Here is a 26,803-nt window from a genome sequence, read left to right on the forward strand (position 1 = left end):
CTTTTGACCCTGATCCTGAATATAATGGCCTTAACAAATAATATATGAACAGTTGCTCATATATAGTTAATTGGAGGCCGATGGATTATGGATGCTCTAAAAAGAACGGAACGGCATGAATGGATTTTGGAAGGTTTGGATTGCGCCAACTGTGCTCTAAAGATTGAAAATGGAGTCAGTAAAATAGAAGGGGTCCTGGATTGCTCGGTCAATTTTGTTACGAAAACGTTGACGATGACCACAAGTTCGGATCAAAAAGAAGAGGTTTTTCGCCAGACTGAACGGAAGGTTCACAGACTCGAGCCGCATGTTCGAATGGTTGTAAAAAATGCTCGTGGACGCCTGCGTGAAGACAGCCGAAGCAATGCTGGTGCAGTACAGTCAGACAGCACAGAGGATTGTGCATGCGGTCATGAGCATGATGGTGAAGGTGAAGGGCATACACACGAGGTCGGGCAACATGCGGCTCACAGCCACGCTGGTCATCATCATGGAGCACATGGCAAGCAAGCCCATACGCACGATGGACACAACCACGGCGATCATGGACACGAGCATCACAACCACCATGCAGAGCACGAACATGGTGAAGCCACCCACGCTCATTCACATTCGCATGGAGATGATGGCCACGCTGGACATACGCATGATCACGGTACGGACGGTATGCGCCGCATGATTGCGCGTTTGGCTATTGGTGCGGTCGTTGCGGCTGTTGCCTGGTGGTTACCTGTCGAAGGTGTAGGCAAGCTGGCCCTATTTTTACTGGCATATATCATCGTTGGCGGTGATGTTGTCTTGCAGGCTGCGCGCAGCCTGGTGCGTGGAATGGCCTTTGACGAATACTTCCTAATGACGCTGGCTACTGTGGGTGCATTTGCGATTGGGGAATACCCGGAAGGCGTAGCTGTCATGTTCTTTTATCAAATCGGAGAGCTGTTTCAAGGCATTGCAGTTAACCGTTCACGTAAGTCCATCAGTGATCTGATGGATATTAGACCGGACTATGCCAACCTGAAGACGGCTGAGTCCGTACGGAGAGTGTCCCCAGAAGACGTTCGCATAGGGGATTTGATTGTAATTAAGCCGGGCGAGAAGATCCCGCTGGATGGTAAAGTTATAGATGGTAAATCGCATGTGGATACCTCTGCGTTGACTGGTGAATCGGTGCCTCGTACTGTAGAGCCGGGAAGCAGTGTGTTGAGTGGATTTATCAATACGAACGGACTTCTAACGGTAGAGGTTAGCAAAGAATTTAGTGAATCCGCGGTCTCTAAAATTTTGGAATTAGTGCAAAATGCGAGTGCCAAAAAAGCGCCGACTGAAAAGTTTATCACGAAATTTTCCAGATACTATACTCCAGTAGTGGTTATTGTAGCGCTGTTGTTGGCGGTTGTTCCACCGCTTGTTGTGCCAGGTGCACAATTTGCAGATTGGGTATACCGTGCGCTTGTTTTCCTCGTTATTTCTTGTCCTTGTGCGCTGGTAGTATCCATTCCACTGGGCTTCTTTGGGGGAATCGGGGCAGCCTCCCGTTCAGGTATTCTGATCAAGGGCGGGAACTATCTTGAAGCTCTGAATCATGTGAAATACGCTGTTTTCGATAAAACGGGCACACTCACCAAAGGTGTTTTCCGTGTAACAGGGATTTATCCTGCCGGAGATTTTACAAACGAAAGCTTGCTCGAAACCGCCGCTTTGGCGGAGCTGCATTCCACACACCCTATTGCTGCGTCTTTGCGTGAATCCTACGGTAAAGAACTCAGAGCAGACCGAGTTCAGCAATATAGTGAAATATCGGGTCACGGGATTCAGGCACAAATAGATGGTCGTCTGGTATCGGCCGGGAACGCCAAGCTCATGGAGCGGGAGCATGTGGCTTTTAACGCGGCGCAGCAAGCAGGGACGCTGGATGAAGGAACGGTCGTACATGTGGCTGTAGACGGAACGTATGCTGGGTGCATTCTGATTTCAGATGAGGTTAAGGAAGACGCAGCCCAAACGGTTGCTTCACTGAAAAAGTTGGGTGTGGTGAAAACCATCATGCTGACGGGTGACAATCGGACAGTTGCCGAGGCTGTAGGACGACAGCTGGGTTTGGATGAAGTACGGGCAGAGCTGTTACCTCAGCACAAAGCTGAAGCTATCGAGCAGTTGTCTGCAAGTAAAAAAACGAGCGACAAAATTTTGTTCGTAGGCGATGGGATTAATGATACACCCGTACTGGCACTGGCAGATGTCGGTGTAGCGATGGGCGGTTTGGGATCGGATGCTGCGATTGAGGCGGCAGATATCGTAATCATGAACGACGAGCCTTCAAGGCTAGTTACGGCGATCCATATCGCTAAGCGCACACGTCGTATCGTATGGCAAAACATTATATTTGCGCTAGGCGTCAAAGCTGTGTTTCTTACGCTGGGAGCATTCGGTATTGCTACTATGTGGGAGGCTGTATTTTCCGATGTAGGTGTAACATTGCTAGCCGTATTGAATGTGATGCGTGTATTGAAGGTTCGTTCTTACGAATAAAAATAAACACCCCTGGGTTAGCATTGGATGTATAGGCATCCTGTGAAGACCGGGGGTGTTTATTTTATAGGTTCCTTTTTCGAGTGGTCTTGTGCCAGCAGTATAGAGATTTATTTTGGGATGTAGGGTGGTTGTGCCCAGATGTATAAATGTGTGGCGTGCCTAATACGTTAAGGTAGGGGCTTTACAGGTAAGGCCCATGTAAGATTCGGTTGCTCCATAATGAGTAAGCGTTTTCTTTGTTTGGAGGGGTACTCGAATTCGTGTGTGCCAACTTGCTGACGGAAGAAAGGATGGATTAATAGCATGGAGGCTAAACTGATGCATGTATTCGCAGAGCTGTTGGGTGGTAAAAACAGCCGGGATCTCAAAGTTCCAGAGTCGGGTACGGAGGCTGCTGCACAGAGGTTGGCTATGGAGACGCTAAGGGCAGGCAGCCATGAAGTATCTGCTACGCAGGAGGAAGATCCGTTGGGCTGGCTGGTTGGTTTAGCTGAGCAGGGCGTAATCAGTCGAGCGGAGGCTTTGATGGCTGCGAATCCGGAATTACTTGGGGAAACGATGCTGAATAACAGCAACGATATTGGGCAAGCAATGGGCACACTCCTAAAATGGAGCGATGAATACAGGCGTACCTCCATACGGATTTATGCCGATGCTCCTGCAAGTTTGAGTCGCATCAGTACAGAGACAGCATCAGAAATAGGCAGTTTTGACGGTTATAGTCTTCTGCATGGTCCCTTGTCACAGGCATCTGGCCGCGTGGGGGAATTATGCTATGCCTATCTGGACGTAGCTGAGTCTGGACAGATGATTCATGCCCCTGACGGGGAGCCCGATCCCATCCTTATTCCCGGTTCTCGTGCATCTGACACGTACAAAACCTTTAACCAGGCATCTGGCCTGCCTGGATTGTGTGAGCATTTGTCCCGCCGAATTATCAGTTTGCTGGAAACAGAATATGAAGGCTTATTCGAGTCTTTGAACGGATCACCACTCACTATAGCCCTAATTGAGCAGAACAATGCAGTGGGTCTTGGAAGCCTGCAAGATATGCAGCTGGAGGCATTACTGCGTGCGGCGTTACGGAGCGTGCGGCAGGGGGGAGAACCCAAGCTGGAGATTATGGTGCGCAATCCGGCTGACGTGGACGAATTCCGGGCAACCCGAGACTGGATTGACGGCGTTGCGGAGCAGACCTTATGCGGACGTCTTCGGTGCATTCCATATCGGGTAGGCGTACTTTTGACAGTTGATCCGTCTTTGGTGCCTAACGTAAGCCAAACAGGGAACAGGCCAGCCGCACGGTCGGGGGAGTCAGCCAACCCCAATAACATGTCCGAAGTGGGCGCGCGACAGATCAAGCAGGTGGCTCAAGCTGCAGATCTGGCACGTTTTGCCGATACGGTCATTTTAGAAGTCATACCAACTCCATCCGATGACATTAGGGCTGAGAATCAGTTGATTCCATCCGGTGTCGATGGTCATGTGAATACTAGTGATACGATAAAATGCATAATGGAGGCTGTTCGGCGTGTAAAGCCCGAGCTTCCTTTGTGGGTAGCAATAGATGAAATTAACCAGTCTCTGGAAGGGATTTCGATCTGGGAGAATGAGCTGACGGGGGTCATTTGCCCGGACACAGCAGTTCCCGCTGCACGCCTTGCGGCTGCGCGTTTGGAACTGCAACAGCCCGCAGATCGTCAGCACACTTCAGGAACTGCACACAACCATGCGTGGAAGTTTCCTTTAGCCTGAAGATAACCCGAATTCATGTAATAGAGGATTTTGCAAAAATCCAATAAGCGACTTTCAATGAACAATATATAGATCGAAATGGTCTAGTTCGTCTATATATTGCACTTTGGAGCGACTGGAATCGAATTTTGCAAATCCTGAATAGGATACTTTAAATATGGAGGATACCTGCGGTGTTTGCGCGGGTATCTTTTTTTATTTAGGCTATTACTGGTTTACAAGTGGAAAAGAAAAGGTATATAATAAAACAAAAGTTTCACTAAACCAAAATAATTGTATAGATGCAAAAATGATTATCATTCTCATTGCCAAACATGCTGCTTCGGGCTTCCCGAAGCAGCATGTGCTATTTTAGGGCACTTAACAATGGATATCATTCTCAATGAGATGCTAGTACAAGGAACAAAATATGAAAGGAACGTGACATGATGCAAGCTGCTCAACGATTACAAGATACATTGTCTTCCTCTAACCGAACCCTTTCAAAAAACAGTGGCAGCGGACGACCCGGTCCGAATCGCAAGCCGCAATTTCAGCTTAAAAGCATGCTGAAAAACAAGGAGATGCAAGCTGCTCTAGGTAGTGGATTGCTGATGCTAATGGCATGGGGGATTTCACATTGGTGGCAATGGCTATCGGTCATTCTGTATGTGGTGTCTTACGCCCTTGGGGGCTGGTCCAAAGCCAGAGAAGGGATCGAAACACTGATCCGAGAACATGATCTGGATGTTAATCTGCTCATGATCGCTGCCTCCCTAGGAGCTGCGGCCATTGGCTATTGGAATGAAGGAGCCATGCTGATCTTTATTTTTGCACTCAGCGGTGCGCTGGAGAGCTATACCACCGAGCGTAGTAGTAAGGATATTTCTGAGCTCATGGCGTTGAAGCCGGAAACGGCTTTGCGCTTGTCTCGCGAGGGGACGGAAACGGTCGGCATTGAGCAGCTGTTGCCAGGCGACCTGCTGCTGGTGAAGCCGGGCGAACTGATTCCGGCGGACGGGCGAATCTCCAAGGGCGTTTCGGCAGTGAATCAGGCATCTATTACCGGTGAATCTGTTCCGGTAAATAAGGTGGAAGGTGACGAAGTATATGCCGGCACCATTAATGGAGAAGGCGTGCTATATGTAGAGGTTAGTCAGTCCTCGGAGGACACTTTATTTTCAAAAATCATTCGTATGGTGGAAGAGGCTCAGACCGAAGTTCCTGATTCCCAGCGGTTTATTAAAACGTTCGAATCGGTGTACGCTCGAATTGTTGTTGCTGTCACGCTGATCGTCATTGCCGGTGCACCCATAGCATTAGGCTGGACGTGGGCAGCAGCGTTCTACAAGGCTATGGTGTTCCTCGTCGTGGCCTCACCCTGTGCGCTCGTGTCATCCATTATGCCAGTGATGCTATCGGCCATTTCCAACCGTGCCCGGCGGGGCATCCTGTTCAAAGGTGGCGCACATGTGGAGAATATGGCATTGACTTCTGTTGTTGCTTTTGACAAAACAGGCACGTTAACGATGGGGTCACCTGTCGTCACGGATTGGATTACCGCCGCAGAATACGATGCCGATGAGCTATTGCACATTGTCGCTACAATCGAAAGTTATTCTTTGCATCCGCTGGCGCGAGCGATTGTAGCCAAAGCCGAAGCTGAATGGGGACAGAGAGAGCTGCTCCCAACCGAGCAAGTGCAGGCACTCACCGGATGGGGGATGGAAGGCATCATAGGCGGGGTGAAGTGGAAAATCGGTCGTACAAATGTACTGGATGGACCTAGTCCTCTGGCAGAGCCACAGTGGATGGAGAGTCGGGCCCGGCTGGAAGCTGAGGGCAAAACCGTATCCATTATCCTCGCGGATGATCGGATTGCCGGGATGCTGGCACTACGCGACGAGCTGCGTCCGCAGGCCCAAGAGTCCGTGAAACGCCTGCAAGCGCAGGGGATCTGGGTCGTCATGCTGACCGGAGACCGCCCAGAAACGGCTGCTGTGATCGCGGAGCAGGCCGGAGTCGACGCCGTATATGCTGGCTTAATGCCGGAGGACAAAGTCAGCCATATTCGCATGCTGCGGGAGCAGTACGGGCATGTCGTCATGGTCGGCGACGGTGTGAATGACGCTCCAGCGTTGACTGCGGCAACCGTAGGACTAGGCATGGGGATGCATGGCAGCGGAGCAGCGCTAGAGGTCGCTGACGTGGTACTGATGAACGATGGAATCGAGGAGATTGCTCCGACGATAGCACTGGCGCGCAAGGCGCAGCGGGTGGTCAAACAAAATATGATCTTCGCGGTAAGTGTTATTTTGCTGCTTGTGATCAGCAACTTTGTGCAAGATATAGCCCTGCCATTTGGGGTTATTGGGCATGAAGGCAGCACATTACTTGTCATTTTGAATGGCCTGCGCTTATTGCGGTCATAGGACTAATAATTACAAGATGACAAACAGGAAGGAGCATTCATACCTCTTAAAATCCAGGGGGATGAATGCTCCTTCTTTTGCAGTGCCAGCCTATCTGTCTGAAAGGCAAGTTCATCTCATACCTCTAGTTCGCTAACGCTGTACGTCTATCTTCGTCGCGGTGTAGACCGTCGCAAGAACAGGGAAAACAATAGCCCTGCAAGTGCAATCCCTGTAGCAATGATGAAGGCATCATTAATGCCATGGATCGTCGATTCCGTAACGGCACTTCGGTACACCTGTTGTAGCGCCAATGCTGAACCACTTTCTGTTGAAACACCCGCCGTTTGCGCGAGGGTTTGTCCCAACTGTGCTACTCCTTCGGTTAAAGGAACATTGGCGGTGGTAGCGACATTCGCATAATCCGCTACATGAATCGTGGTCCGGCTGCTCATTACAGTAATGAGCCAAGCGGTACCGATAGACCCAGCGATTTGCCGTACTGTGTTGGACATGGCTGTACCGTGGCTACCGAGATGGGCAGGTAGCTGGTTTAGCCCTTCCGTCTGGACGGACATCATCAGCAATGACATTCCGAAGCTGCGAATCGTATAGATGATCATAATATGTCCGTAGGTGGTGGCATCGGTCAGCAGACTGAATTCCCATGTCGTGACTGCCGTAATGATCAGTCCAATGATCGCCAACGGCCTCGCGCCGATACGGTCAAATACTGCCCCTGATATCGGTGACATCACACCCATCAGCAGTGCACCCGGCAACAGCAGCAGACCGGATTGCAGCGGTGTAAAGCCGCGTATATTTTGCAAATAGATCGGCAGCAGCAGCATCCCGCCGAACATTGTCATGTTGACGGTAGCACCGACTAAGGTCGATACAGTGAAAATATCATATTTAAACACACGGAACTCCAGCATCGGTTGTATCATGTTCAGCTCACGTACGATAAACATTACAATAAACACAATCCCGGCAGCGAGTGTAAGTATTACCGTATTGCTACTCCAGCCTTTGTCTCCAGCTGAACTAAAGCCATACAGCAGAAAGCCAAAACCAAGGGTGGAAAAGATGGTTCCCAACAGGTCAAAGTTCGGTTTTGTTAGCTTGGATACATTTTTGAGCCAGCGTATGGCGAACAGAATATCAATGATCGCCAGCGGAATAACCAGCAAAAATAGCAGCCGCCAGCTGTAATGCTCCACAATCCAGCCAGATAAAGTCGGTCCAATCGCCGGGGCAAACATCATGGCGATCCCCATGGTACCCATGGCAGCGCCCCGTTTTTCCGGAGGAAACACAGTCAGGAACACGTTCATGACCACAGGCATGATGATGCCCGCTCCGCTGGCCTGGATAACGCGTCCAACCAGCATAGGCGCAAAGCCGGTACTGGCAGCACAGACGACAGACCCGGCAGTAAATAACCCCATCGCGGATATGAACAGCGCACGTGTTCCGAATGACTCAATCAGAAAAGCGGTGATTGGAATCAAAATCCCGTTGGTTAGCATATATCCGGTGGATAGCCATTGAACGGTCGTTGCAGATACATTGAAATCATTCATCAAGTGTGGAATGGCTACGTTAAGCAGCGTTTGATTCAAAATAGAAATGAAGGCGCCTAGCAGCAGCACGGACAGAATACGTCCGACGGACATTTTTTGATCCATGACAGCCTCCTACTTGTGAACTCTGATGGTCGCACTCATTCCCGGGATAATACCCAGCCCTTTATAACCTTGAATGGAAATGTTGACAGGCACGACCTGTGTCACCTTGGTATAGTTGGCAGTGGTGTTAGAAGTGGGCAGTAGTGAAAAAGTTGATGCGGTCGCCAGACCGATCTTTTCGAGTTTACCGCTCAGGGACGTATCCGGGTAAGCATCAATATATACATCTACGGTCTGTCCTACTTGAAGATCCTGTACAGCCGTTTCGTCTATATTGGCGGTAATCCATAAATTGTTTAGATCAAAAGCCTTCGCTAAAGGCGTGCCTGCCCCAACAATCGAGTTATTGACCGCAGATTGCTGCACGATGGTACCATCGGTTGGAATCGTAACGGTAATTCGGCTTCCGCCTCCTTCTATATTCCCAAGCGTGCTTCCAGCGGTGTAGGTTTTACCAACTTCAGCATTCCAGCCTGTGAGCTTGCCCGCGCTTGGAGAGGCAACGGTAACCCCTTGTCCGCTCACTTGGGCATTATCGGTTTTTATGTAGTTGGCGGATTGATTATAGTAATAGGCGGCGGCTCCACCTCCTGCCAGAATAATGATAATAACTAGCAGGTTGACTAATATGGCGCGTGAATTCATGTGTAACATGCCTCCCTAGTTCTTGGATTTTCAAAGTATGCGTCAAACGATTCATAATATTCAGATGGATTTTGGGCAAGGTTAAGAGCGCATGCGAAAAGGATGATTTTGCTGACAAAGGATGATGCGCATAATGACGACCAGAATCATGATTGTATATGACAGTGAAAATGGGCATACCGAACGTCTCGCTCGCTCCATCGCAGAAGGCGCGCGCCTTGAGCACACGGAAGTGTTGCTAAAGCATGTGAACGAGGCCGATGTGAATGAGCTAGTGAGTGTGGACGCGATCATATGGGGTTGCCCGGGCCATTTTGGTACCATTAGTAGCGGTCTGAAAATCTGGATTGATAAGCTGGGGTATCTGTGGGCACAGGGCAAGCTGGTGGATAAAATCGGCGCTGTGTTTTGCACAACCGCTACCGTTCATGGTGGATTAGAATCCACACTTCTGAATTTGATTACTCCGATGCTTCATCAAGGCATGATTGTTGTAGGACTGCCAGCTAATATTACGGAAAATGCGTTATACGGCTCCTATTACGGCGTAGGGATAACATGTCCGGTGGAGACAGACCCCAATGGACCGCCTAATCTTCCAACGGGTGATGATCTTGCACTAGGTCGCTCTTTGGGCAAACGGGTCGCTGAGATAGCGGGACGGTACCGTAGCGCTGAAAGAGAATAGGAGGCCGCCGATGACCATTGCTTTTATCGTAGTAGCTGCGGTTGCCTTTATTTTTTTGCTGGTATTTAATACGAAGATGACACGCAAGTCTTCTCCCAAGACTCACCCCACCGAAGAGGATACACGGCAAAGAAGCAAACGTCCTTATCCTGTGCAGGTGGAACCCGAGGTGCGTGAATTGACAGATCATACGCGAGAGATGCAGCATAAAAATCTCGACGTCGAAGAACATCATGCGCAGGAACAACATAAGGTGCCTGATATCCAAACGGATAAGAAGGTAGAAAAGGATCGCGAGAACATCAAAGATGCTTACGGAGATCAGGATTATCGTGCGGCTTTACGTGGTTTTGCTGGAAAAGACGAAGAAAAGGATGGACGTTCCCAAATATCTAATGGAGAGAAGGAGACTCACAAAAGTGAGGATGAGCAGTACCGTGAAGCACTGCGCTCCATGAACCAAAAAAAATGAGGTATCTCTATGTGAACATACCAAAAAGGCTGCTTATCTGTCTGGATTACAGGCAGAAGGCAGCTTTTTTGTGTTGCTCGGCTATAGCCATTCGGTTAGCCCAATCATTGTAATCAAGCCGAGAATAAAAGAGAATGTGGCGATCCGCTGGTTGCCATCCCCGTGACTCTCGGGAATCAGTTCCTTGTAGACGATAAACATCATGGCTCCGGCGGCAAAAGCAAGCCCGTAAGGTACCAGTCCGTTCACCCAGCTACTCAAATAAAACCCGATTAGACTCGTTATGATTTCCACGGCTCCGGTGAGGGTAGCAATGCCCAATGCCTTGAAACGGCCAATGTTTTGATTCACAAGGAATAATGCTACGATAAAGCCTTCCGGGGCATTTTGCAGGCCGATAGAGAAGGCGATCAGATTGCCGAGATTGTGAGTCTCACTTGCATAGCTGACTCCAACGGAAAGCCCTTCTGGCAAATTGTGCAATGTAATAGCTGCGATAATGAGAAAAGATTTGGACTCCAGATGAAAGGTCTTGGAGTCCGGGTCCTCCAAATCCGCATGGGGAATGTACATTTCCATCACCAGTAATACGAGACAGCCGAGCAGGATTCCCGCAGTCAGCACGAACCAATTGGAATGCTCGATCGCTTCGGGAATGAGGTTATACACGGATGCAGAGGTCATAATTCCTGCGGCATAAGCCAACAAAACATCGCGAAGCCGATGCGTGATATTACGCATAAATAGTATGGGCACGGCGCCGAGTCCAGTGGACAGGGCAGAAATAAAGCTACCTACAAAAACGTCATTCATAATCGGGATAATCCCTCCATACCTGATTTATCTTTAAGCTTCGCTTCATGAAAACTTCATTTGACTGTTTACAGCTATTTCCGCATAATGAAATTAGGATTTAGAATCAGTCTAAGTCATAAGAACCTACAAAACAAGTGATTCGTTTTTGCAATATCCGGGTGTCCACATTTTGGGATAAGCTTCTGGTGGAATTACTTTTAGAGTATATGCAGCTGCCCAGCGCCCGGTACCGAAAACTCGTTATATAATACTTATGATATTTTAGGAGGAACCAAGATATGTACAAGTCCATTATTATAGGTACCGGCCCTGCCGGTTTGACCGCTGCAATTTATCTGGCACGCGCTAACATGAGCCCACTGGTGATCGAAGGACCACAGCCAGGCGGACAATTAACCACGACTACGGAAGTCGAAAATTTCCCAGGTTTTCCTGAAGGAATCATGGGGCCCGATTTGATGGATAATATGCGTAAGCAAGCAGAGCGTTTTGGCGCTGAATTCCGCACAGGTTGGGTAAACAAGGTAGACACAACTGCTCGTCCATTTACACTGGATGTAGAAGGGTTGGGTGAACTGGTTACCGACACACTGATTATTTCCACAGGGGCGACTGCCAAATATCTGGGTATTCCCGGTGAACAGGATAATATCGGACGTGGCGTAAGCACTTGCGCAACATGCGACGGCTTCTTTTTCCGTGGCAAAGAAATTGTTGTCATCGGCGGTGGAGACTCTGCATTGGAGGAAGCCAATTTCCTGACTCGTTTTGCTTCCAAAGTAACGTTGGTGCATCGTCGTGAAGAAATGCGCGCCTCCAAAATTATGCAGGATCGTGCTCGTGCGAACAACAAAATTGAATGGGCGCTTAATCGTACTCCTGTAGAAGTGATCGCTGACGAGAACGGAGTCACTGGCTTGAAAGTGCTGAATAATGCAACAGGCGAAGAGGAGATCATTACAGTTAGCGGCGTATTCGTGGCGATTGGTCACCATCCGAATACAGGCTTCCTCGAGGGGCAAATTACAACGGATGCGAACGGTTATATCGTCGTAAATCCGGGGACTTCCGAAACAAACGTGCCAGGCGTATTCGCTTGTGGCGACGTACAGGATACACGCTACAGACAAGCAATTACCGCAGCAGGTAGTGGCTGCATGGCTGCTATGGACAGCGAGAAATACATCGAAAGCTTGGAGCACAGCGCACTGGCCCTGTAATGATCTTCGCAAGGTTGAATAAATATGATGTAACAAAATAAATGATGAGGTGATATTCATGGAAAAAGCAATTGTATACACATCTACAAACTGCCCGCATTGCCGTCAAGTAAAAAGCTATTTGAGTGAAAAAGGCGTGGAGTACGAAGAACGCAACATTGAAACCAATGAAGCTTTTGCTCAAGAGGTTTGGGATATGGGCATTCGTGCCGTTCCATTGACTTTGATCGGGGAAGAACGTATTTCCGGTATGAACAAAACCAAGTTTGAAAAAGTGCTGAACGCTTAATCCAACCAACAGCAGATGACGGTCCTATGATCGTTATATGGTTTAATAAGACCCTCATTGCAGTTACATGCTGCGATGGAGGTCTTTTTACTTCTTTTTACAAAGAGAGAATTTTGTCGAAAAGTATTGCATCTGTAGATAATCGGTGCTATATTTTAATTGTAAGCGCTTAAAACCCGGGTTGCTTCTATGTAACAATTCATCAATGCACCATTAATTATGACTTCTAATTAACTAAATAGCACAATATCCAATAAAGGCGTGTTACTGTTCGGCAGGCAAGACCTAGATTGGGTAGGATATTTTTCCCTACCCTTTTTAGGTCTTTTTTTGTTCCTTATTTTAAGAAGGTAGGTGTAACTCATGAATTACAAAGATATCGCACAAGCCATTTTTAACAAAGTGGGCGGGAACGATAATATTAACAGTGTTATTCATTGCTCTACTCGATTACGGATGACGCTTCGTAAGCCGGAATTGGCACAAACAGATGAAATTAAAGCTTTGGACGGAGTTATGGGAGCCGTGAATAGCGGTGGACAATATCAGGTCATTATAGGAAATGATGTAGGCTATGTCTACAATGAGCTAGTCAAATTGCTGGACCCGAATCAATCGTCTTCCGATGAAGCCGAAAAAGTGAAGATGGATCGAAGCTTTAAGGGATTGTTCAATAGTTTTGCGAGCATGATTGCAGGTATTTTCCAGCCCATTATTCCGGCCATTGCTGCATCAGGGATGTTAAAAGCACTGCTCTTGCTATGCACAGTAACCGGAATCATGAGCAAAGAAAGCCAAACGTATATGATCCTAAGTGTAATCTCGGATGCGGCATTTTATTTTCTGCCTATGCTGCTGGCTTTCTCCAGCGCGCAGAAATTCAAGACTAATCCATTCGTATCCGTACTCCTAGGGGGTGTGCTACTTCATCCGAACTTAATCAGTTTGCTAGGAGGTGAGAAAGCTGTCACATTTGCGGGCCTGCCCGTAGCATCGGTACAATACGCTACCTCCGTTATTCCTATTATTTTGACCATATGGCTCATGTCATATATTGAGAAATTTGCTGATAAAATCTCTCCCGGACCTGTGAAAATATTTCTAAAACCATTAATCGTCATTCTGATTGTTGCACCTGTTTCTCTCATTGCCTTAGGACCTCTAGGTACGTATTTGGGCTTAGGTATGTCCAACGGTGTATTCTGGATTCAGGAACGAATCGGCTGGCTTACAGTCGTATTGATGTCTATCGTGATGCCGCTAATCGTCATGTTCGGCATGCACAAAGTATTCTATCCTATTATTTTTGCTGCGCTGGCTTCACCAGGATATGAAACATTGGTACTGGTTGCCATGTTGGCTTCCAATATGGCCCAAGGCGCGGGTGCATTTGCCGTCGCGCTGAAAACGAAAGATCCCAAGTTCAAACAAATTGCTTTGTCCGCAGGTATTTCAGGGGTATTCGGCATTACGGAACCCGCTTTGTATGGCGTACATTTACGCCTGAAAAAAACACTGTTCGCCTGTATGATTGGAGCCGGGGTTGCCGGATTGTTTGCAGGTCTTATGAATTTAAAAGCTTATGCAGCTGTGGGTCCAGGTTTTGCATCACTGCCGATGTTTATCAGTGAAGATCACTCTAACCTGGTATATGCGCTTATTACGATGGCCATTTCGATCATTGTGACGTTTATTGCAGTTTATATGATCGGCTTTCAAGATACGGTTACCGAACCGGCTAAAAAAGAAGCTCGTCCCGAGCCTGCTAAAGCACAAAGTATAAGTAAAAGCTTCAAATCTAAAACCGTTATTTTCGCACCTATGGAGGGCACCGTAATTCCCTTACAGCAGGTCAAAGATGAAGCATTCTCTCAGGAAGCAATGGGTAAAGGGATGGCTATTCAACCAAGTAGCGGAAAAGTGGTCGCACCTTTTGACGGCATCGTAGCAAATGTATTCCGCACCAAGCATTCCATAGCCTTAAAATCAGTTGAAGGCGTAGAACTGCTCATTCACATCGGTTTGGATACCGTTAAGCTGAAAGGCCAGCATTTTACTGTGCATGTACAGGAAGGGGACGAAATTAAGCATGGGCAGCTTCTGATTGAATTTGAACTTGAAGCCATACAAAGGGCGGGGTATGATACGATAACTCCGATTATTGTGACCAACACGGCGGACTATCTGGAAATCATGGGTCATGAAAGTTCAGAAAAGACAGGGCCGGAGAAGCCTCTAATTACTGTACTTTAACAGTGTGTTTGTTGGGGGAATCAAGCCTGGAAAGTGAGATGTCGCTGGATATGAAAGTAATTAAAGTTCTCAATACGAGTATTGTTCTTGCCAAACGTGAGGATCACAAAGAAATTATCGTGATGGGGAAAGGGATCGGCTTTAAAAGCAAACCTGGTGACTTCGTCGATGAGAACGAGATTGAAAAGATATATGTTCTTGAAAATGAAAGCATGTCTTCTGATCTGACGGCGCTAATGAAGGAAACACCCAAAGAGTATTTGATTCTGGCAGACGAAATCATATCTTATGCCAAAAATACACTATCCAGTCACTTGAACGAGCATTTATATGTATCCCTGACAGACCATCTGTATATGGCAACCAAACGATTTAAAGAAAATATGAAGATTCAGAATCGGATGCTGTGGGAGGTCAAAAAGTTTTATCCGGAAGAGTTCGGTATTGGCTTGTATGCGCTCTCCTTGATTGAAAAGCGTATCGGTCTAGAACTGCCTGAAGAGGAAGCGGCGAATATCGCCTTTCATTTGGTTAATGCTCAACAAACCGATAACAATATGAACCAGGTTTTATTGATGACCAATACGGTCAAAGACATTTTGAACATCATTAAACTGCATTACCAAATCGAACTGGATACCCACAGCATCAACTATTCGCGTTTTCTAACGCACCTTCAATTTTTTGTTCAGAGATTACTTGAGCATAAAATGTTAGATTCTCAAGATCCAGAATTAATGAGCCAAATTGTGAACAAGTATCCTGAAGAAGAGAAGTGTGCATTATCGATTCAACAATATATTGAAGCCAAATTCGAACTTTTGATCCCGGATGAAGAACTCATGTATCTGATCATTCACTTAAAACGAGTCATAAGCAGAAATTAAAGAGGAGGAGCTAGAGATGACAGAAATAAAAAGAACATTTCCGAAAGGCTTTTTATGGGGAGGAGCGATAGCCGCAAATCAGGTAGAGGGCGCCTGGAATGTCGATGGTAAAGGGATATCTACAGCAGATATGGCTATTTACAAAAAGAATGTGAGCAAAGCTGATTATAAAAAGCACAATTCAATGACTGAGGAGCATATCCAAAAGGCGATGCAGGACACGTCAGATCATGATTATCCCAAACGTCAGGGAATTGATTTTTATCACCGCTATCCCGAAGATTTAGCATTGTTTGGTGAAATGGGATTTAAAACGTTGCGAGTTTCTATTGCTTGGACGCGTATTTTCCCCAACGGAGATGAGGACAAGCCCAACGAGGCTGGACTGCAATTTTATGATCGGCTGTTTGATGAAATGCATAAAAACGGGATAGAGCCACTTGTCACCCTGTCCCATTACGAAATGCCGATGTATCTTGTAAACCATTACGGGGGCTGGACCCAACGGAAAGTTGTAGATTTCTTTATCCATTTTTGTAAGACTGTATTTAAAAGATACCAAAATAAAGTAAAGCACTGGATCACTTTTAATGAAATAGATAGTATCGTGCGCCATCCGTTTACGAGCGGTGGTATTTTACCGGAGCGCTTTGAAAATGTAGAGCTAGCGGTTTATCAGGGTCTGCATCATCAATTTATAGCTAGTGCTCTGGCCGTAAAATACTGTCACGAAATCATTCCAGATTCTAAAATCGGCTGTATGTTAACCCGGCTAACGACGTATCCGCACACCTGTAATCCGCAAGATATTCTGGCAGCGTTTAAAGATAATCAGTTCAACTATTTTTTCACGGATGTACAGGTTCGCGGAGCGTATCCCCATTATATGAAACGCTTCTTCCGTGAAAAGGAAATCGTGATTGAAAAGCTCGAGGGTGACGATGAAATTTTGAAGACGCATCCGGTGGATTTCATTTCCTTTAGTTACTATATGTCGTTGGTTGCTAGTGCGGATAGTGAAGGCATGGAAAAAGTCAGTGGGAATACGATTGGCGGCGTTAAAAATCCTTATCTGGAAACGAGTGATTGGGGCTGGCAGGTTGACCCGGTCGGCTTGAGACTTTCTCTGAGTGAGTTGTACAGCCGCTATGAAGTACCATTGTTCATTGTAGAAAATGGTTTGGGAGCATATGACAAGGTAGAGGAAGATGGTAGTATTCAGGATGATTACCGTATTGATTACTTCCGTGCACATTTTGAACAAATGCATGAAGCGATTCTAGACGGGGTTGAACTCATGGGTTACACCAGCTGGGGAGCGATCGACTTGGTCAGTTATTCCTCATCTGAAATGGAAAAAAGATACGGATTTATATATGTGGACAAAGACAATGACGGTAACGGGACACTAGAAAGAAAACGAAAAAAGAGCTTCTACTGGTATAAGGATGTTATCTCCAATAACGGGTTGTAAGAAGAGGATTTTGCAAAATCTCGAGAAAAGTGGGCGTACAGGAACTTGAGTGTTCCCGTACGCTTTTTTTCTTATAAAGATACGCGTACACGCCCGAGAAAAGGAGCTGTTGCTGCATAGGCGGCACCTAGCATCGTCGAACGGCTGCCAAGCGTGGAGAAACGAATCTGTAGTTGCCGACGGTGATAGGGCAGGGCACGTTCGTCAATCACTTCACGCATACTTTGCTCCAACCAAGGTCTGGCTTCCGCCAGTGGACCGCCGATGATAAGCATTCCGGGGTTGAGGCTGTTCACAATGTTGGTAATACCCACACCCAAATATCGCCCAATATCACTAAGGACGCTTAATGTACTCGCTTCACCTTGCTGAGCAAACGGCAGTAATTCCGCTGTATTATGTGCAGGCAGTTTCAATGTGGATGCTGCGTACGCCTTCTCCGAAGCATACAGCTCCCAGCAGCCGCGACTACCGCAAGAGCAGAGCCGTCCGTTCCAATCAATGGTCATATGACCCGTCTCTCCGGCGTACCCCCAAGCTCCTTGATACGGCTTGCCGTCAATGATAATCCCGGCCCCGATCCCGGACCCTGCACTGATGTAGACCAGATCCCGCACCAGCTGTCGGTGATCACCGTCCATACCATAGTACAACTCGCCCTGTGCGCCGACGTTGGCTTCGTTATCCACTACGACGGGCAGACCTAGCTCGGCCTCAAGCTGCCGCCGCAGCGGAACCTCTTCCCAGCCCAGATTGGGTGCGAACAAAACGGTTCCGGTTTCATCCACCATACCCGGTACCCCCAGCCCAATGCCGACGATACCATGAGGGGAGGGAGGAGTGACCTGCATGAGCTCCTGAACGAGCTTTCGAATCTGTTCCATAACAAAGGCGGGGTCATGCTGAGTTAGGGAAAAGGTAAGCTCGGTTTCAATGGTACCTGCCAGATCGGTCAGAGCGCCCTTGATGTACTGTACACTGACCTCAATACCGAGTACAAAGCCTGCACGGCTGTTGAACAGTAGCATCAAAGGCTTACGCCCGCCGCTGGATTCCCCTAATCCCGTCTCATACACAAGTCCATCGGTGATGAGCTCTGCCACCAGATTGGAAACGGTGGCCTTGTTTAATCCAGTTTGACTGGATAACTGTGCCCGGGATAGCGGAGCATGAAGGCGAATACGCTCCAGCACAATGGATTTATTCAGCTTTTTGACAAGCGCCTGATCGCCAGTGACATTCATGTTAATTCACTTCCTGTTGGTGTAATTCCTGATATTATATCATAAAAATAAACTTAGTTTAAGCAATAGACAAAGTCTTTTAGCTGTGCTAGAATCGTTTTTGTAAACGTTTACTATAAAGGAGGAACTTATAATGGCTTATTTCGAACAGGTATCTAAAATTAACTTTGAGGGCAAGCAATCCGACAATCCTTTTGCGTTCAAATTTTATAATCCACAGGAAATTGTAGCGGGAAAAACGATGGAGGAGCATTTGCGTTTTAGCATGGCCTATTGGCATACACTGGTTGCAGGCGGCTCTGATCCTTTTGGTGTAGAAACAGCGGAACGTCCATGGTCCAAGTTTACCGGGCTGGATTTGGCGAAGGCACGTGTGGAAGCTGCCTTTGAGCTGCTGGATAAGCTGAATTTACCTTATTTTGCTTTCCACGATGTGGATATTGCACCAGAAGGCGCGTCATTGAAGGAATTTTACAGCAATCTGGATACCATCGTGGATCTGATTGAGGAACATATGAAAGCTACGGGGAAAAAACTGCTGTGGAATACGGCGAACATGTTTAGCCATCCACGTTATTTGCATGGAGCTGCCTCGACTTGCAATGCAGATGTATACGCACACGCAGCTGCTCAGATTAAAAAAGGGTTGGAAGTGGGCAAACGTCTGGGCGCGGATAACTATGTTTTCTGGGGAGGCCGTGAAGGCTACGAAACACTGCTGAACACGGATTTGAAGCTGGAGCAGGACAATTTGGGACGTATGTTCCATATGGCCGTAGACTATGCGCGTGAAATTGGCTTTGACGCTCAGTTCCTGATTGAGCCAAAACCGAAGGAGCCAACTAAGCATCAGTATGATTTTGATGCGGCGACGACGATTGCCTTCCTGCAAAAATATGATCTGGATCAGCATTTCAAGCTTAATCTGGAAGCTAATCATGCAACTTTGGCGGGGCATACTTTTGATCATGAAGTACGTGTAGCACGGATTAACGGCATGCTGGGATCACTGGATGCAAATCAGGGAGATTTGCTGCTGGGCTGGGATACGGACGAATTCCCGGTTGATCTGTATGATGCCACACTGACCATGTATGAAGTGCTGCAAAATGAAGGCTTGGGCCGTGGCGGTATCAACTTTGATGCCAAGGTGCGCAGAGCATCATTTGAGCCAGAAGACTTGTTCCTTGCGCACATCGCAGGTATGGATACGTATGCGAAGGGACTGAAGGTAGCCGCCAAACTGATCGAAGATCGTGTGTTTGAAGACTTTATTGAGAAGCGCTACAGCAGCTTTAAAGAAGGTATTGGAGCAGACATCGTATCCGGAAAAGCAACGCTTGCTTCTCTGGCTGAATATGCTTTGGCGAACGAAACACCACGCAAAAACGTATCCGGTCGTCAGGAATATCTGAAAGCAACATTAAATCAATACATTTTAGCTGACTAATGCCAGAACTTATAAGGGTAGTACGATAACAGGGAAGGAGGAACTCCAATGCAGGAGAAGCTAAATCAGGAGCAGGAACGCTATGTCATCGGCGTAGATTTGGGTACCAGCGCGGTCAAAACGGTGCTGGTTAACCGCAAGGGGCAGGTGTCTTATGAAACCTCTCAGTCTTATCCGCTCCATCAGCCGAAGGCAGGGTATAGCGAACAGCACCCTGAGGACTGGGTCAGTGGCACGTTAGCATCACTGAAACAGCTTGTGGAGAAGGCCGGAATCGGCGGCACACATGCCGTAGACGGTATTAGCTTTTCGGGACAGATGCATGGGCTTGTGCTGACTGACAAGGAAGGCCAAGTGCTTCGTCCGGCTATTCTGTGGAATGACACGCGTACAACAGCACAATGCCGTCGTATTGAAGAAAAGCTCGGATCGGAGCTGCTGAACATCGCACGTAATCGCGCGCTGGAAGGCTTCACGCTGCCCAAGCTGCTGTGGGTGCAGGAGCATGAGCCAGACGTGCTGGCCCGTGCGGCACATTTTATGCTGCCCAAGGATTATGTGCGCTACTGTCTGACAGGAGAGCTGGCGACGGAGTATTCGGATGCGGCGGGCACGCTGCTGCTGGATATTGCGAACAAGCAGTGGAGCGAAGAGATTGCTGCCGCGTTTGACCTACCGTTGTCGCTGTTCCCGCCGCTGGTGGAATCCTTTGATCAGACGGGTACGCTACTGCCGGAGATTGCGGAGCAGAGCGGGCTTTCGCCTGAAACGAAGGTCTTTGCAGGTGGTGCGGACAACGCATGTGGCGCGATTGGCGCCGGCATTTTGAGCGAAGGCCGCACCCTGTGCAGCATCGGCACCTCAGGGGTTGTACTTTCTTATGAGGAACGCAAGGATATTGATGTGCAGGGGCGGGCGCATTTTTTTAATCATAGTGAGCAGGATGCTTATTATATTATGGGGGTTACACTCGCGGCCGGATACAGCTTGACCTGGTTTAAGGATACCTTTGCACCAGGGCATTCTTTTGATGCACTGTTGGCAGATGTGAACTCTATTGAGCCGGGCAGCCAAGGGCTGCTGTTCACGCCTTATATCGTCGGCGAACGTACACCTCATCCAGATGCAACCATTCGAGGCAGCTTTATCGGGATGGATGCGGGGCATAAGTTTGCGCATTTTACACGGGCGGTACTGGAGGGAATTACGTTTTCGCTCAAGGAATCCATTGATATTCTCAGAGGAACGGGCAAAACGGTGAACGAAGTCATTTCCATCGGCGGCGGTGCGCGTAATGAGGCATGGCTGCAAATGCAGGCAGATATTTTTAATGCGGATATCATCAAGCTGGAAAGCGAGCAGGGACCTGCCTTGGGGGCGGCCATGCTGGCTGCTTATGGTAGTGGCTGGTTTGAATCTCTGCAAGCGTGTGCTGAAGCTTTTTTGCGTGAAGCAGCGAGATATTCGCCAAACCCGGAACATGTGGCACGGTATGAAGGCCTATACGAACTGTACCGTGAAGTTTACCTGCATACGCGAGAGCTAAGTGAGCATTTGGCAGTATATCGGTGAATACGGTGAGTTTTGAGCGTAAATGAAAAGCGGCTTCGGGTGTAAGAAACCCCCGGAGCCGCTTTTTTTTCATGTGATGATGAGTTTGAATTAAATACTTTTCTCGATTTTCGCATGATCTTCATTCATAGAACTCCCGGCACAGCCAGGACATGACTTGCTCGACGAACACCCCGCACAGGCGCCTTGACGGCTTTTTCGCAAAAATCGTACCAGCACCCACGCACTATAACCGAGGATCGCCAATAAAATGATGATATTGATCATGGAATCCACTTCCTTTTATTTACTGTAGGGCCTGACTTAACCCCAACCTAATAATCTGCCACATTGATAGATCAAGACGGCGATGATATATGCGACGGTCAAAGGATAGATCACAGAAAATGCGGTCCAACGCCACGAAAGGGTTTCTTTACGAATGACCGCTACCGTAGCCAGACACGGAACATACAACAGAATGAACACCATAAAGCTAAAAGAGGCAAGCGGTGTAAAGGCCTGTCTGACTTGTAGTTCAAGTCCCTGCATATCGGGAACGTGGTAAATAATATTCATCGTTGATACGACAACTTCCTTGGCCATAAAGCCTGTGAGCAGGGAAGCTCCTGCTTGCCAGGTGCCAAAACCGAGAGGGGCCAGTAATGGAGCGAACCAACCCCCAACGGTGGCAAGCAGGCTGTCATCCATGTCTGCCCCGAAGCCCTGCGGACCGAAATTGGACAAGAGCCAGATGCCAACGGAACCTGCAAGAATAATGGTTCCGGCTTTACGGACGAAGCCTTTGACCTTCTCCCATGTGCTGCGGAATAGTGTAAGAGCCTGCGGCACTCGATAGGGAGGAAGTTCCACGATGAAGAGGGAGGGCTCACCCGACAAAATGGATACTTTGGAAAAAATTTTGGCAAGCATAAGTGAAACGATGATTCCTAACACATACATCAGCATGATGATGCTTGCCGCATGTGTTGGGAAAAACACACCCGCAAACAACGCATATACCGGCAGGCGGGCCGAACATGACATAAAGGGCACCAACAATGTTGTAATGAGACGTTCTCTGGGCTGTTCAATGGTGCGTGCTGCCATAATCGCAGGGACATTGCAGCCAAATCCGATGATGAAGGGAATGAAGCTTTTCCCGTTCAAGCCAACGGCTTGCATCAGGCGATCCATTAGTATCGTGACCCTTGCCATATACCCGGAGTCTTCGATCACTGAAATTATCAGAAATAAAATAGCAATTTGAGGCAGAAAAACAAGCACACCCCCGACTCCAGCCACGATGCCGTCCACGACTAGGCTTTGCGTAAAAGCGGACGCGTTCAAGTGAACGAGTAACTCAGAAATCCAAGTGCTGAGTGTCCCTGAAAAAAATCCATCCAGCATATCTGAAAGGATCGTACCCGCCCAATCGAAGGTGAACTTGAAGGTAGCGTACATCAGCAGCAAAAAGATCGGAATCCCCAGATACCGGTGAGTTAATAGTGCATCCAGCCTATCCGTCAGGCTGTGCGGTCTGAGTTTGGAGGTGTCGAGTGCCTTGGTGCACAGATCAGCAATCCATGCTGTTCGTACAGAACGAATATGCTGAGCAGGGGTGATGGCATGGCCTTCACCGAGAAGTTCTTCCTCGCAACGGTGGATGCGCACAGTTACTTGTTCACGCTGTACCTCATTCGTCATCCATTCCATGACGACAGGATTACCTTCCAGACATTGCAGTGCGGCCCACCGCAGTTGCGGCACAGGTGCATTTGGCAGCAAGTCGCAAATATCCGTAATAGCAGCTTCAACGGCAGGGCCGTAGTCCAATTGAAAAGTATTGGATGTACGTCTTACCTCCCGAAGAGAAGCGAGCATTTGCTTACTTCCACTGCCTGTACGCGCCACCATAGGAATGATGGGAACGTTCAACTGATCGGCTAACAATTCCTTGTTTACACGAAGACCCGTGGCATCGGCTACGTCAGTCATGTTTAAGCCAAGTACAAGCGGACGGCCATACTCCAGTAGTTGTACGGTTAGATAGAGATTACGCTGGAGCTGGGAGGCATCCACAATGTTGATCAGGGCCGTAGGTGGTTCTTCCAGCAAATATCGGGTTGCGACACCTTCATCCAGCGAAAGAGGGAGTAAAGAATAGGCGCCCGGCAAATCCACCAATACGGCGGACTTGTCACGCAGGATTCCTGTTTTCTTTTCCACTGTAACGCCGGACCAGTTTCCTACTTCTGCATACGTACGAGTCAGCTTGTTGAATAATGAGGTTTTTCCTGTGTTGGGATTACCGAATAGAGCGATCATGTCCATGTTGGAACAACCTCCAGTTGCTTCACTTGATTTTGACGGAGGCCAACCAGCTGGCCGTTGCATTCAATGACGATAGGACCGCCCAATAAACTGATTTTCTTTAATCGTATGATGGAACCTTCGTTGATACCCATATCTGTTAAGCGACGGCGCAATGAGGGATGAAGAGGGGCAAGAGATTGCAAACGCACAGTTTGACCTAATGGTGTACGAAGGAGTGAGATACATTCTGGCATGGTGCTCAGCCTTTCTGATCTAGAATGAGAATCAATATCATTTACTTCCGATGCCAGTACCATATCATGAGGAAACCTAGATTGCTGTGATAAAACTCTCTGCGAACGACAAGTCTGCTCGTTGTCCCATCTGTTATATAGGCGTGTATAATGTCACAACCTGTCTTGAACTGCTCCCTTACTCGTCTGCAACCGACAAAACTAGAGCGTTTGGGGCAACTGTTTTTATGGTAAGATATAGCTGTTTACAACTATGCTAAGAAGGGCAGGAACGCTCTGTATGAACAGAAAAATCGGGGTTAGGCTTGTAAAATGTCTGGTTGCGGGTGCAGCGCTGGCTGTGTTGCTGCCGCAGGCTGTGGAGTGGGGCAGCAATGTGTATGCGGCATCGACCAAGCCGGCTCCATCCGTATCATCGCAGCAGCTTCAGAACAAGCTTTTACAGGCAATGGCTACGCGGAGTGAAACGCTGACCTTTACATATCAAGGGCGAGTGAACGGTCTCAAGCAACAATTACAGACGGCCATCCAACAGGCCATGGAGAGTGATCCGTATGTGAATTATACGATCAAAAGCTACGCATTCAGCTATACAGGCACAACGACCTCCGCTCAGGTTACGATTCGTTTAAGCTACCGGGAGACTAAGGAACAGACAGCATATGTGGATAGCACAGTTAAAGCAGTGCTGGGGGATATTATTACGAAGGGAATGACGGATCATGAGAAGGTAAAGGCCATTCATGATTGGATCGTCGTTCGCCTGAAGTATGATGAAGCACAACAAAAGTACACAGCCTATGATGGCCTGAAAACGGGAAGCACGGTCTGTCAGGGTTATTCACTGCTGGCCTATAAAATGCTGGAACGTGCAGGCATTACGAACCGGATTGTGGAAGGAAGAGCAGGGGGCCAGCTGCATGCCTGGAATCTTGTTTTATTAGATGATCGATGGTATCACATGGATACGACATGGGATGATCCAATCCCGGATCGCGCGAACGAGGTAAGCACTTCATATTATCTGTTGACGGATACCGAAATGCGTCGGGATCACTCATGGGTTAAGCCGTATCCTCAGGCGAATACATCGTATCGTGAAACCTTATCAGTTCTGGTGGCTACCGGAGGATCAAAGGCTGCTGTGTATCAAAAACTGTACAATACCCTCGAATATCCGCTGCAAGACGGCAAGGGTCTGGTTAAAACATCCGCTGACATTAAGGAACAGGTGCGTAAGATTGTAAATAAGGGAGGGACGACACTTACCTTTGCCTATCAGGGAACGGAGCGAAGTCTCAAGGAGGATTTACAATCCTTATATCAACTCGGTTTGAAATCCATTTCCTATCAGATTACGGATCTAGGAAGTACCGGCAATCTTCGTGTAACCCTGAAGTGGACCTAATCATCTTGCTGTAAAAAGCTACATTAACAAAGGAGTATTCTATTTATATGCACAAGCGTTCCTTTACCTACTTGCTTGGCACGCAGACTATGTCCAATGCGGCCGACATTCTTTACATTATGGCACTTGTGTCTCTGGTTTTTCATGAAACGGACTCGATCTTCTCTTCGGTACTCGTCCCGTTGCTGCGAATGGGGGCACAGATGATCAGCGGCTTTTTAGCACCGCTCATTTTGGTCCGATTCCAGCTTCCTTTTATTTTATTCGTTTCTCAGTTCGGGCAATTGGCTTTCTTTGCTGTTCTGCTGGGCCACTTGTGGTCAGCGGGTACGGAGCCGATATGGGTGATGGTGTTTACGTTGGTGGCAGCCATGTCCTTTCTGGACGGATGGACCACGCCTGCGCGTAATGCGCTGATTCCCCGCCTTGCGTCTGGGGAAGGACTCATGCGGGCAAACAGTCTGGTATCGGTCAGCGATCAGACGGTGCAATTAGCGGGGTGGGGGCTTAGTGGTGTGCTCGTAGCCATGCTAGGCTCAGAAAAAACACTACTGGTGGCCGGCGGGCTGTATATGGTAGCAATGATCTTCACCAGTCTGATTCGAGATCCACTAGAGGGCAAAGCCCATTATTTGCTGCAACCTGGAACACGGGTGCGAGGTGGAGATGTCTCAGTTTCCGAAGCTGTAACTGAGTCCGGGCAAGGGCATCATGACTTGCCTCCTGCACGGTTGGAAGATACACTGTATGGCCCGGAATCAGAGAGCACCGCACTACCTCCCAAACGTAAAAAGGAAATACTCCGTGAAGGCTGGAGCCTCATCGGAGCCAGTCGCAGACTGAAAGCTCTTATTTTTATGGATATGATTGATCTTCTAGGAGGTTCGGTTTGGGTAGGCGCGTTCACGCTTGCTTTCGCTCAGCAGGTTTTGCACAAGAGCGAGGCATGGTGGGGATACATCAATGCAGCGTATTTTGCAGGAGCGATTGGCGGCGGCATCGTTGTTCTCGCCTGCGTCAAGCATTTGCAGCGCAGACTGCTGCCCGCCATGCTGGCGGGGATGGTAGGCTACGGGCTGCTGACAGCGTGGTATGCACTGAACACATTACCGCCGCTGACACTGCTTATCGTGTTGTTGATGGGACTACCTGCGGAAATGTCCGTCGTATCCCGCCGCACGATGATGCAAATGAGTGTGTCCGTACATGATTTGCCCAAGGTGCTGTCTGCCCAGGCCACACTGACAAGTTTGACCTTTTGTATATCGCTGCTGTTAATGGGCTGGATTGCAGATCATCTGGGCATCGTTAATTTGTACTTGTTTTCTGCAGTGCTGACGCTGATTGCTGTTATATACGGTATTTTTAGTCGTCGTGCCTTATCCATGTCTTTGTCAGCTTCTTCTTCCAAATAAACAGAAAAAGCCCGTCTCCGGGCATATACAGGTGAAAATGCGGATAAACGGTC

At 48.1% G+C, this 26,803-nt stretch carries 22 protein-coding genes; 15 read left to right on the plus strand and 7 right to left on the minus strand.

The window, feature by feature from the left end; translation table 11 throughout:
- Nucleotides 1–87: 87 nt before the first annotated feature.
- The 4 genes from NSS66_RS22905 (at nucleotide 88) to NSS66_RS22920 (ending at nucleotide 6,698) form a co-directional block, all read left to right on the plus strand.
- Nucleotides 88–2,529 carry a heavy metal translocating P-type ATPase gene (locus tag NSS66_RS22905; protein WP_053326109.1) on the plus strand — a complete coding sequence of 814 codons (2,442 nt, stop codon included), beginning with the start codon at nucleotides 88–90 and terminating at the stop codon, nucleotides 2,527–2,529.
- A 306-nt stretch (nucleotides 2,530–2,835) separates the two neighbouring features.
- Entirely contained in the window at nucleotides 2,836–4,287 is a 1,452-nt protein-coding gene (locus NSS66_RS22910) for a PEP-utilizing protein (protein ID WP_053326108.1), read from the plus strand.
- A gap of 157 nt (nucleotides 4,288–4,444) precedes the next feature.
- Entirely contained in the window at nucleotides 4,445–4,642 is a 198-nt protein-coding gene (locus tag NSS66_RS22915) for a hypothetical protein (protein WP_053326107.1), read from the plus strand.
- 73 nt (nucleotides 4,643–4,715) lie between these two features.
- The gene (locus tag NSS66_RS22920; protein ID WP_305728700.1) at nucleotides 4,716–6,698 is read left to right on the plus strand and encodes a heavy metal translocating P-type ATPase; all 1,983 of its coding nucleotides are present in this window, start codon (nucleotides 4,716–4,718) and stop codon (nucleotides 6,696–6,698) included.
- Nucleotides 6,699–6,844: 146 nt separating this feature from the next.
- Here NSS66_RS22920 and NSS66_RS22925 read toward each other — a convergent pair whose 3' ends face one another.
- The gene (locus NSS66_RS22925; RefSeq protein WP_023990320.1) at nucleotides 6,845–8,368 is read right to left on the minus strand and encodes a DHA2 family efflux MFS transporter permease subunit; all 1,524 of its coding nucleotides are present in this window, start codon (nucleotides 8,366–8,368) and stop codon (nucleotides 6,845–6,847) included.
- Between the two features lie 9 nt (nucleotides 8,369–8,377).
- On the minus strand, nucleotides 8,378–9,013 hold the full coding sequence (locus NSS66_RS22930; RefSeq protein ID WP_340959852.1) for an HlyD family efflux transporter periplasmic adaptor subunit: 636 nt from the start codon (nucleotides 9,011–9,013) through the stop codon (nucleotides 8,378–8,380).
- A gap of 133 nt (nucleotides 9,014–9,146) precedes the next feature.
- Here NSS66_RS22930 and NSS66_RS22935 point away from each other — a divergent pair, with 133 nt between their 5' ends.
- Nucleotides 9,147–9,701 (plus strand): NAD(P)H-dependent oxidoreductase, encoded by a 555-nt coding sequence (locus NSS66_RS22935; protein WP_076160729.1) that lies wholly within the window; start codon nucleotides 9,147–9,149, stop codon nucleotides 9,699–9,701.
- Nucleotides 9,702–9,711: 10 nt separating this feature from the next.
- Nucleotides 9,712–10,173: a hypothetical protein gene (locus tag NSS66_RS22940; protein ID WP_340959853.1), complete on the plus strand. Its 462-nt coding sequence runs from the start codon at nucleotides 9,712–9,714 to the stop codon at nucleotides 10,171–10,173.
- An 81-nt stretch (nucleotides 10,174–10,254) separates the two neighbouring features.
- On the opposite strand, the gene NSS66_RS22945 is transcribed toward NSS66_RS22940, so the two are convergent.
- The gene (locus tag NSS66_RS22945) at nucleotides 10,255–10,986 is read right to left on the minus strand and encodes a ZIP family metal transporter (protein ID WP_053326102.1); all 732 of its coding nucleotides are present in this window, start codon (nucleotides 10,984–10,986) and stop codon (nucleotides 10,255–10,257) included.
- 281 nt (nucleotides 10,987–11,267) lie between these two features.
- Here NSS66_RS22945 and trxB point away from each other — a divergent pair, with 281 nt between their 5' ends.
- The 5 genes from trxB (at nucleotide 11,268) to NSS66_RS22970 (ending at nucleotide 17,112) form a co-directional block, all read left to right on the plus strand.
- Nucleotides 11,268–12,209, plus strand: coding sequence for a thioredoxin-disulfide reductase (trxB, locus tag NSS66_RS22950; RefSeq protein ID WP_023990316.1), 942 nt, complete (start codon nucleotides 11,268–11,270; stop codon nucleotides 12,207–12,209).
- 58 nt (nucleotides 12,210–12,267) lie between these two features.
- Entirely contained in the window at nucleotides 12,268–12,498 is a 231-nt protein-coding gene (locus NSS66_RS22955; RefSeq protein WP_007432162.1) for a glutaredoxin family protein, read from the plus strand.
- A gap of 363 nt (nucleotides 12,499–12,861) precedes the next feature.
- On the plus strand, nucleotides 12,862–14,751 hold the full coding sequence (locus tag NSS66_RS22960; protein WP_340959854.1) for a beta-glucoside-specific PTS transporter subunit IIABC: 1,890 nt from the start codon (nucleotides 12,862–12,864) through the stop codon (nucleotides 14,749–14,751).
- A gap of 50 nt (nucleotides 14,752–14,801) precedes the next feature.
- The gene (licT, locus tag NSS66_RS22965; RefSeq protein WP_028541828.1) at nucleotides 14,802–15,638 is read left to right on the plus strand and encodes a BglG family transcription antiterminator LicT; all 837 of its coding nucleotides are present in this window, start codon (nucleotides 14,802–14,804) and stop codon (nucleotides 15,636–15,638) included.
- Nucleotides 15,639–15,654: 16 nt separating this feature from the next.
- The gene (locus NSS66_RS22970) at nucleotides 15,655–17,112 is read left to right on the plus strand and encodes a glycoside hydrolase family 1 protein (RefSeq protein WP_071558242.1); all 1,458 of its coding nucleotides are present in this window, start codon (nucleotides 15,655–15,657) and stop codon (nucleotides 17,110–17,112) included.
- 71 nt (nucleotides 17,113–17,183) lie between these two features.
- Here the strand turns inward: NSS66_RS22970 and NSS66_RS22975 are convergent, their stop codons facing one another.
- Nucleotides 17,184–18,356 (minus strand): ROK family transcriptional regulator, encoded by a 1,173-nt coding sequence (locus NSS66_RS22975; RefSeq protein WP_076264987.1) that lies wholly within the window; start codon nucleotides 18,354–18,356, stop codon nucleotides 17,184–17,186.
- Between the two features lie 133 nt (nucleotides 18,357–18,489).
- Between NSS66_RS22975 and xylA the strand changes: the two genes are divergently transcribed.
- The gene (xylA, locus tag NSS66_RS22980) at nucleotides 18,490–19,806 is read left to right on the plus strand and encodes a xylose isomerase (protein WP_013311966.1); all 1,317 of its coding nucleotides are present in this window, start codon (nucleotides 18,490–18,492) and stop codon (nucleotides 19,804–19,806) included.
- Between the two features lie 48 nt (nucleotides 19,807–19,854).
- Complete coding sequence (xylB, locus tag NSS66_RS22985) at nucleotides 19,855–21,378, plus strand: xylulokinase (RefSeq protein WP_340959856.1); 1,524 nt, start codon at nucleotides 19,855–19,857, stop codon at nucleotides 21,376–21,378.
- A 90-nt stretch (nucleotides 21,379–21,468) separates the two neighbouring features.
- Here the strand turns inward: xylB and NSS66_RS22990 are convergent, their stop codons facing one another.
- From NSS66_RS22990 to NSS66_RS23000, 3 genes are read right to left on the minus strand one after another with little or no spacing between them, the layout of a single operon-like run.
- Nucleotides 21,469–21,645, minus strand: a complete 177-nt coding sequence (locus NSS66_RS22990) for a FeoB-associated Cys-rich membrane protein (protein ID WP_023990309.1) — start codon at nucleotides 21,643–21,645, stop codon at nucleotides 21,469–21,471.
- A 36-nt stretch (nucleotides 21,646–21,681) separates the two neighbouring features.
- Entirely contained in the window at nucleotides 21,682–23,691 is a 2,010-nt protein-coding gene (gene feoB / locus NSS66_RS22995; protein WP_340959858.1) for a ferrous iron transport protein B, read from the minus strand.
- The gene (locus NSS66_RS23000; protein WP_016820309.1) at nucleotides 23,682–23,927 is read right to left on the minus strand and encodes a FeoA family protein; all 246 of its coding nucleotides are present in this window, start codon (nucleotides 23,925–23,927) and stop codon (nucleotides 23,682–23,684) included. Before NSS66_RS23000 ends, feoB begins: the two co-directional genes overlap by 10 nt.
- Nucleotides 23,928–24,207: 280 nt before the next feature.
- Between NSS66_RS23000 and NSS66_RS23005 the strand changes: the two genes are divergently transcribed.
- Together NSS66_RS23005 and NSS66_RS23010 are read left to right on the plus strand one after the other, a co-directional pair.
- Nucleotides 24,208–25,335, plus strand: coding sequence for a transglutaminase domain-containing protein (locus NSS66_RS23005; protein WP_069080523.1), 1,128 nt, complete (start codon nucleotides 24,208–24,210; stop codon nucleotides 25,333–25,335).
- Nucleotides 25,336–25,382: 47 nt separating this feature from the next.
- A complete protein-coding gene (locus NSS66_RS23010; RefSeq protein ID WP_076264989.1) occupies nucleotides 25,383–26,750 on the plus strand; it encodes an MFS transporter in 1,368 nt (455 codons plus the stop codon).
- Nucleotides 26,751–26,803: the final 53 nt, after the last annotated feature.

It is taken from the genome of Paenibacillus sp. FSL R10-2748, assembly GCF_038005565.1.
Classification (GTDB): domain Bacteria; phylum Bacillota; class Bacilli; order Paenibacillales; family Paenibacillaceae; genus Paenibacillus; species Paenibacillus polymyxa_B.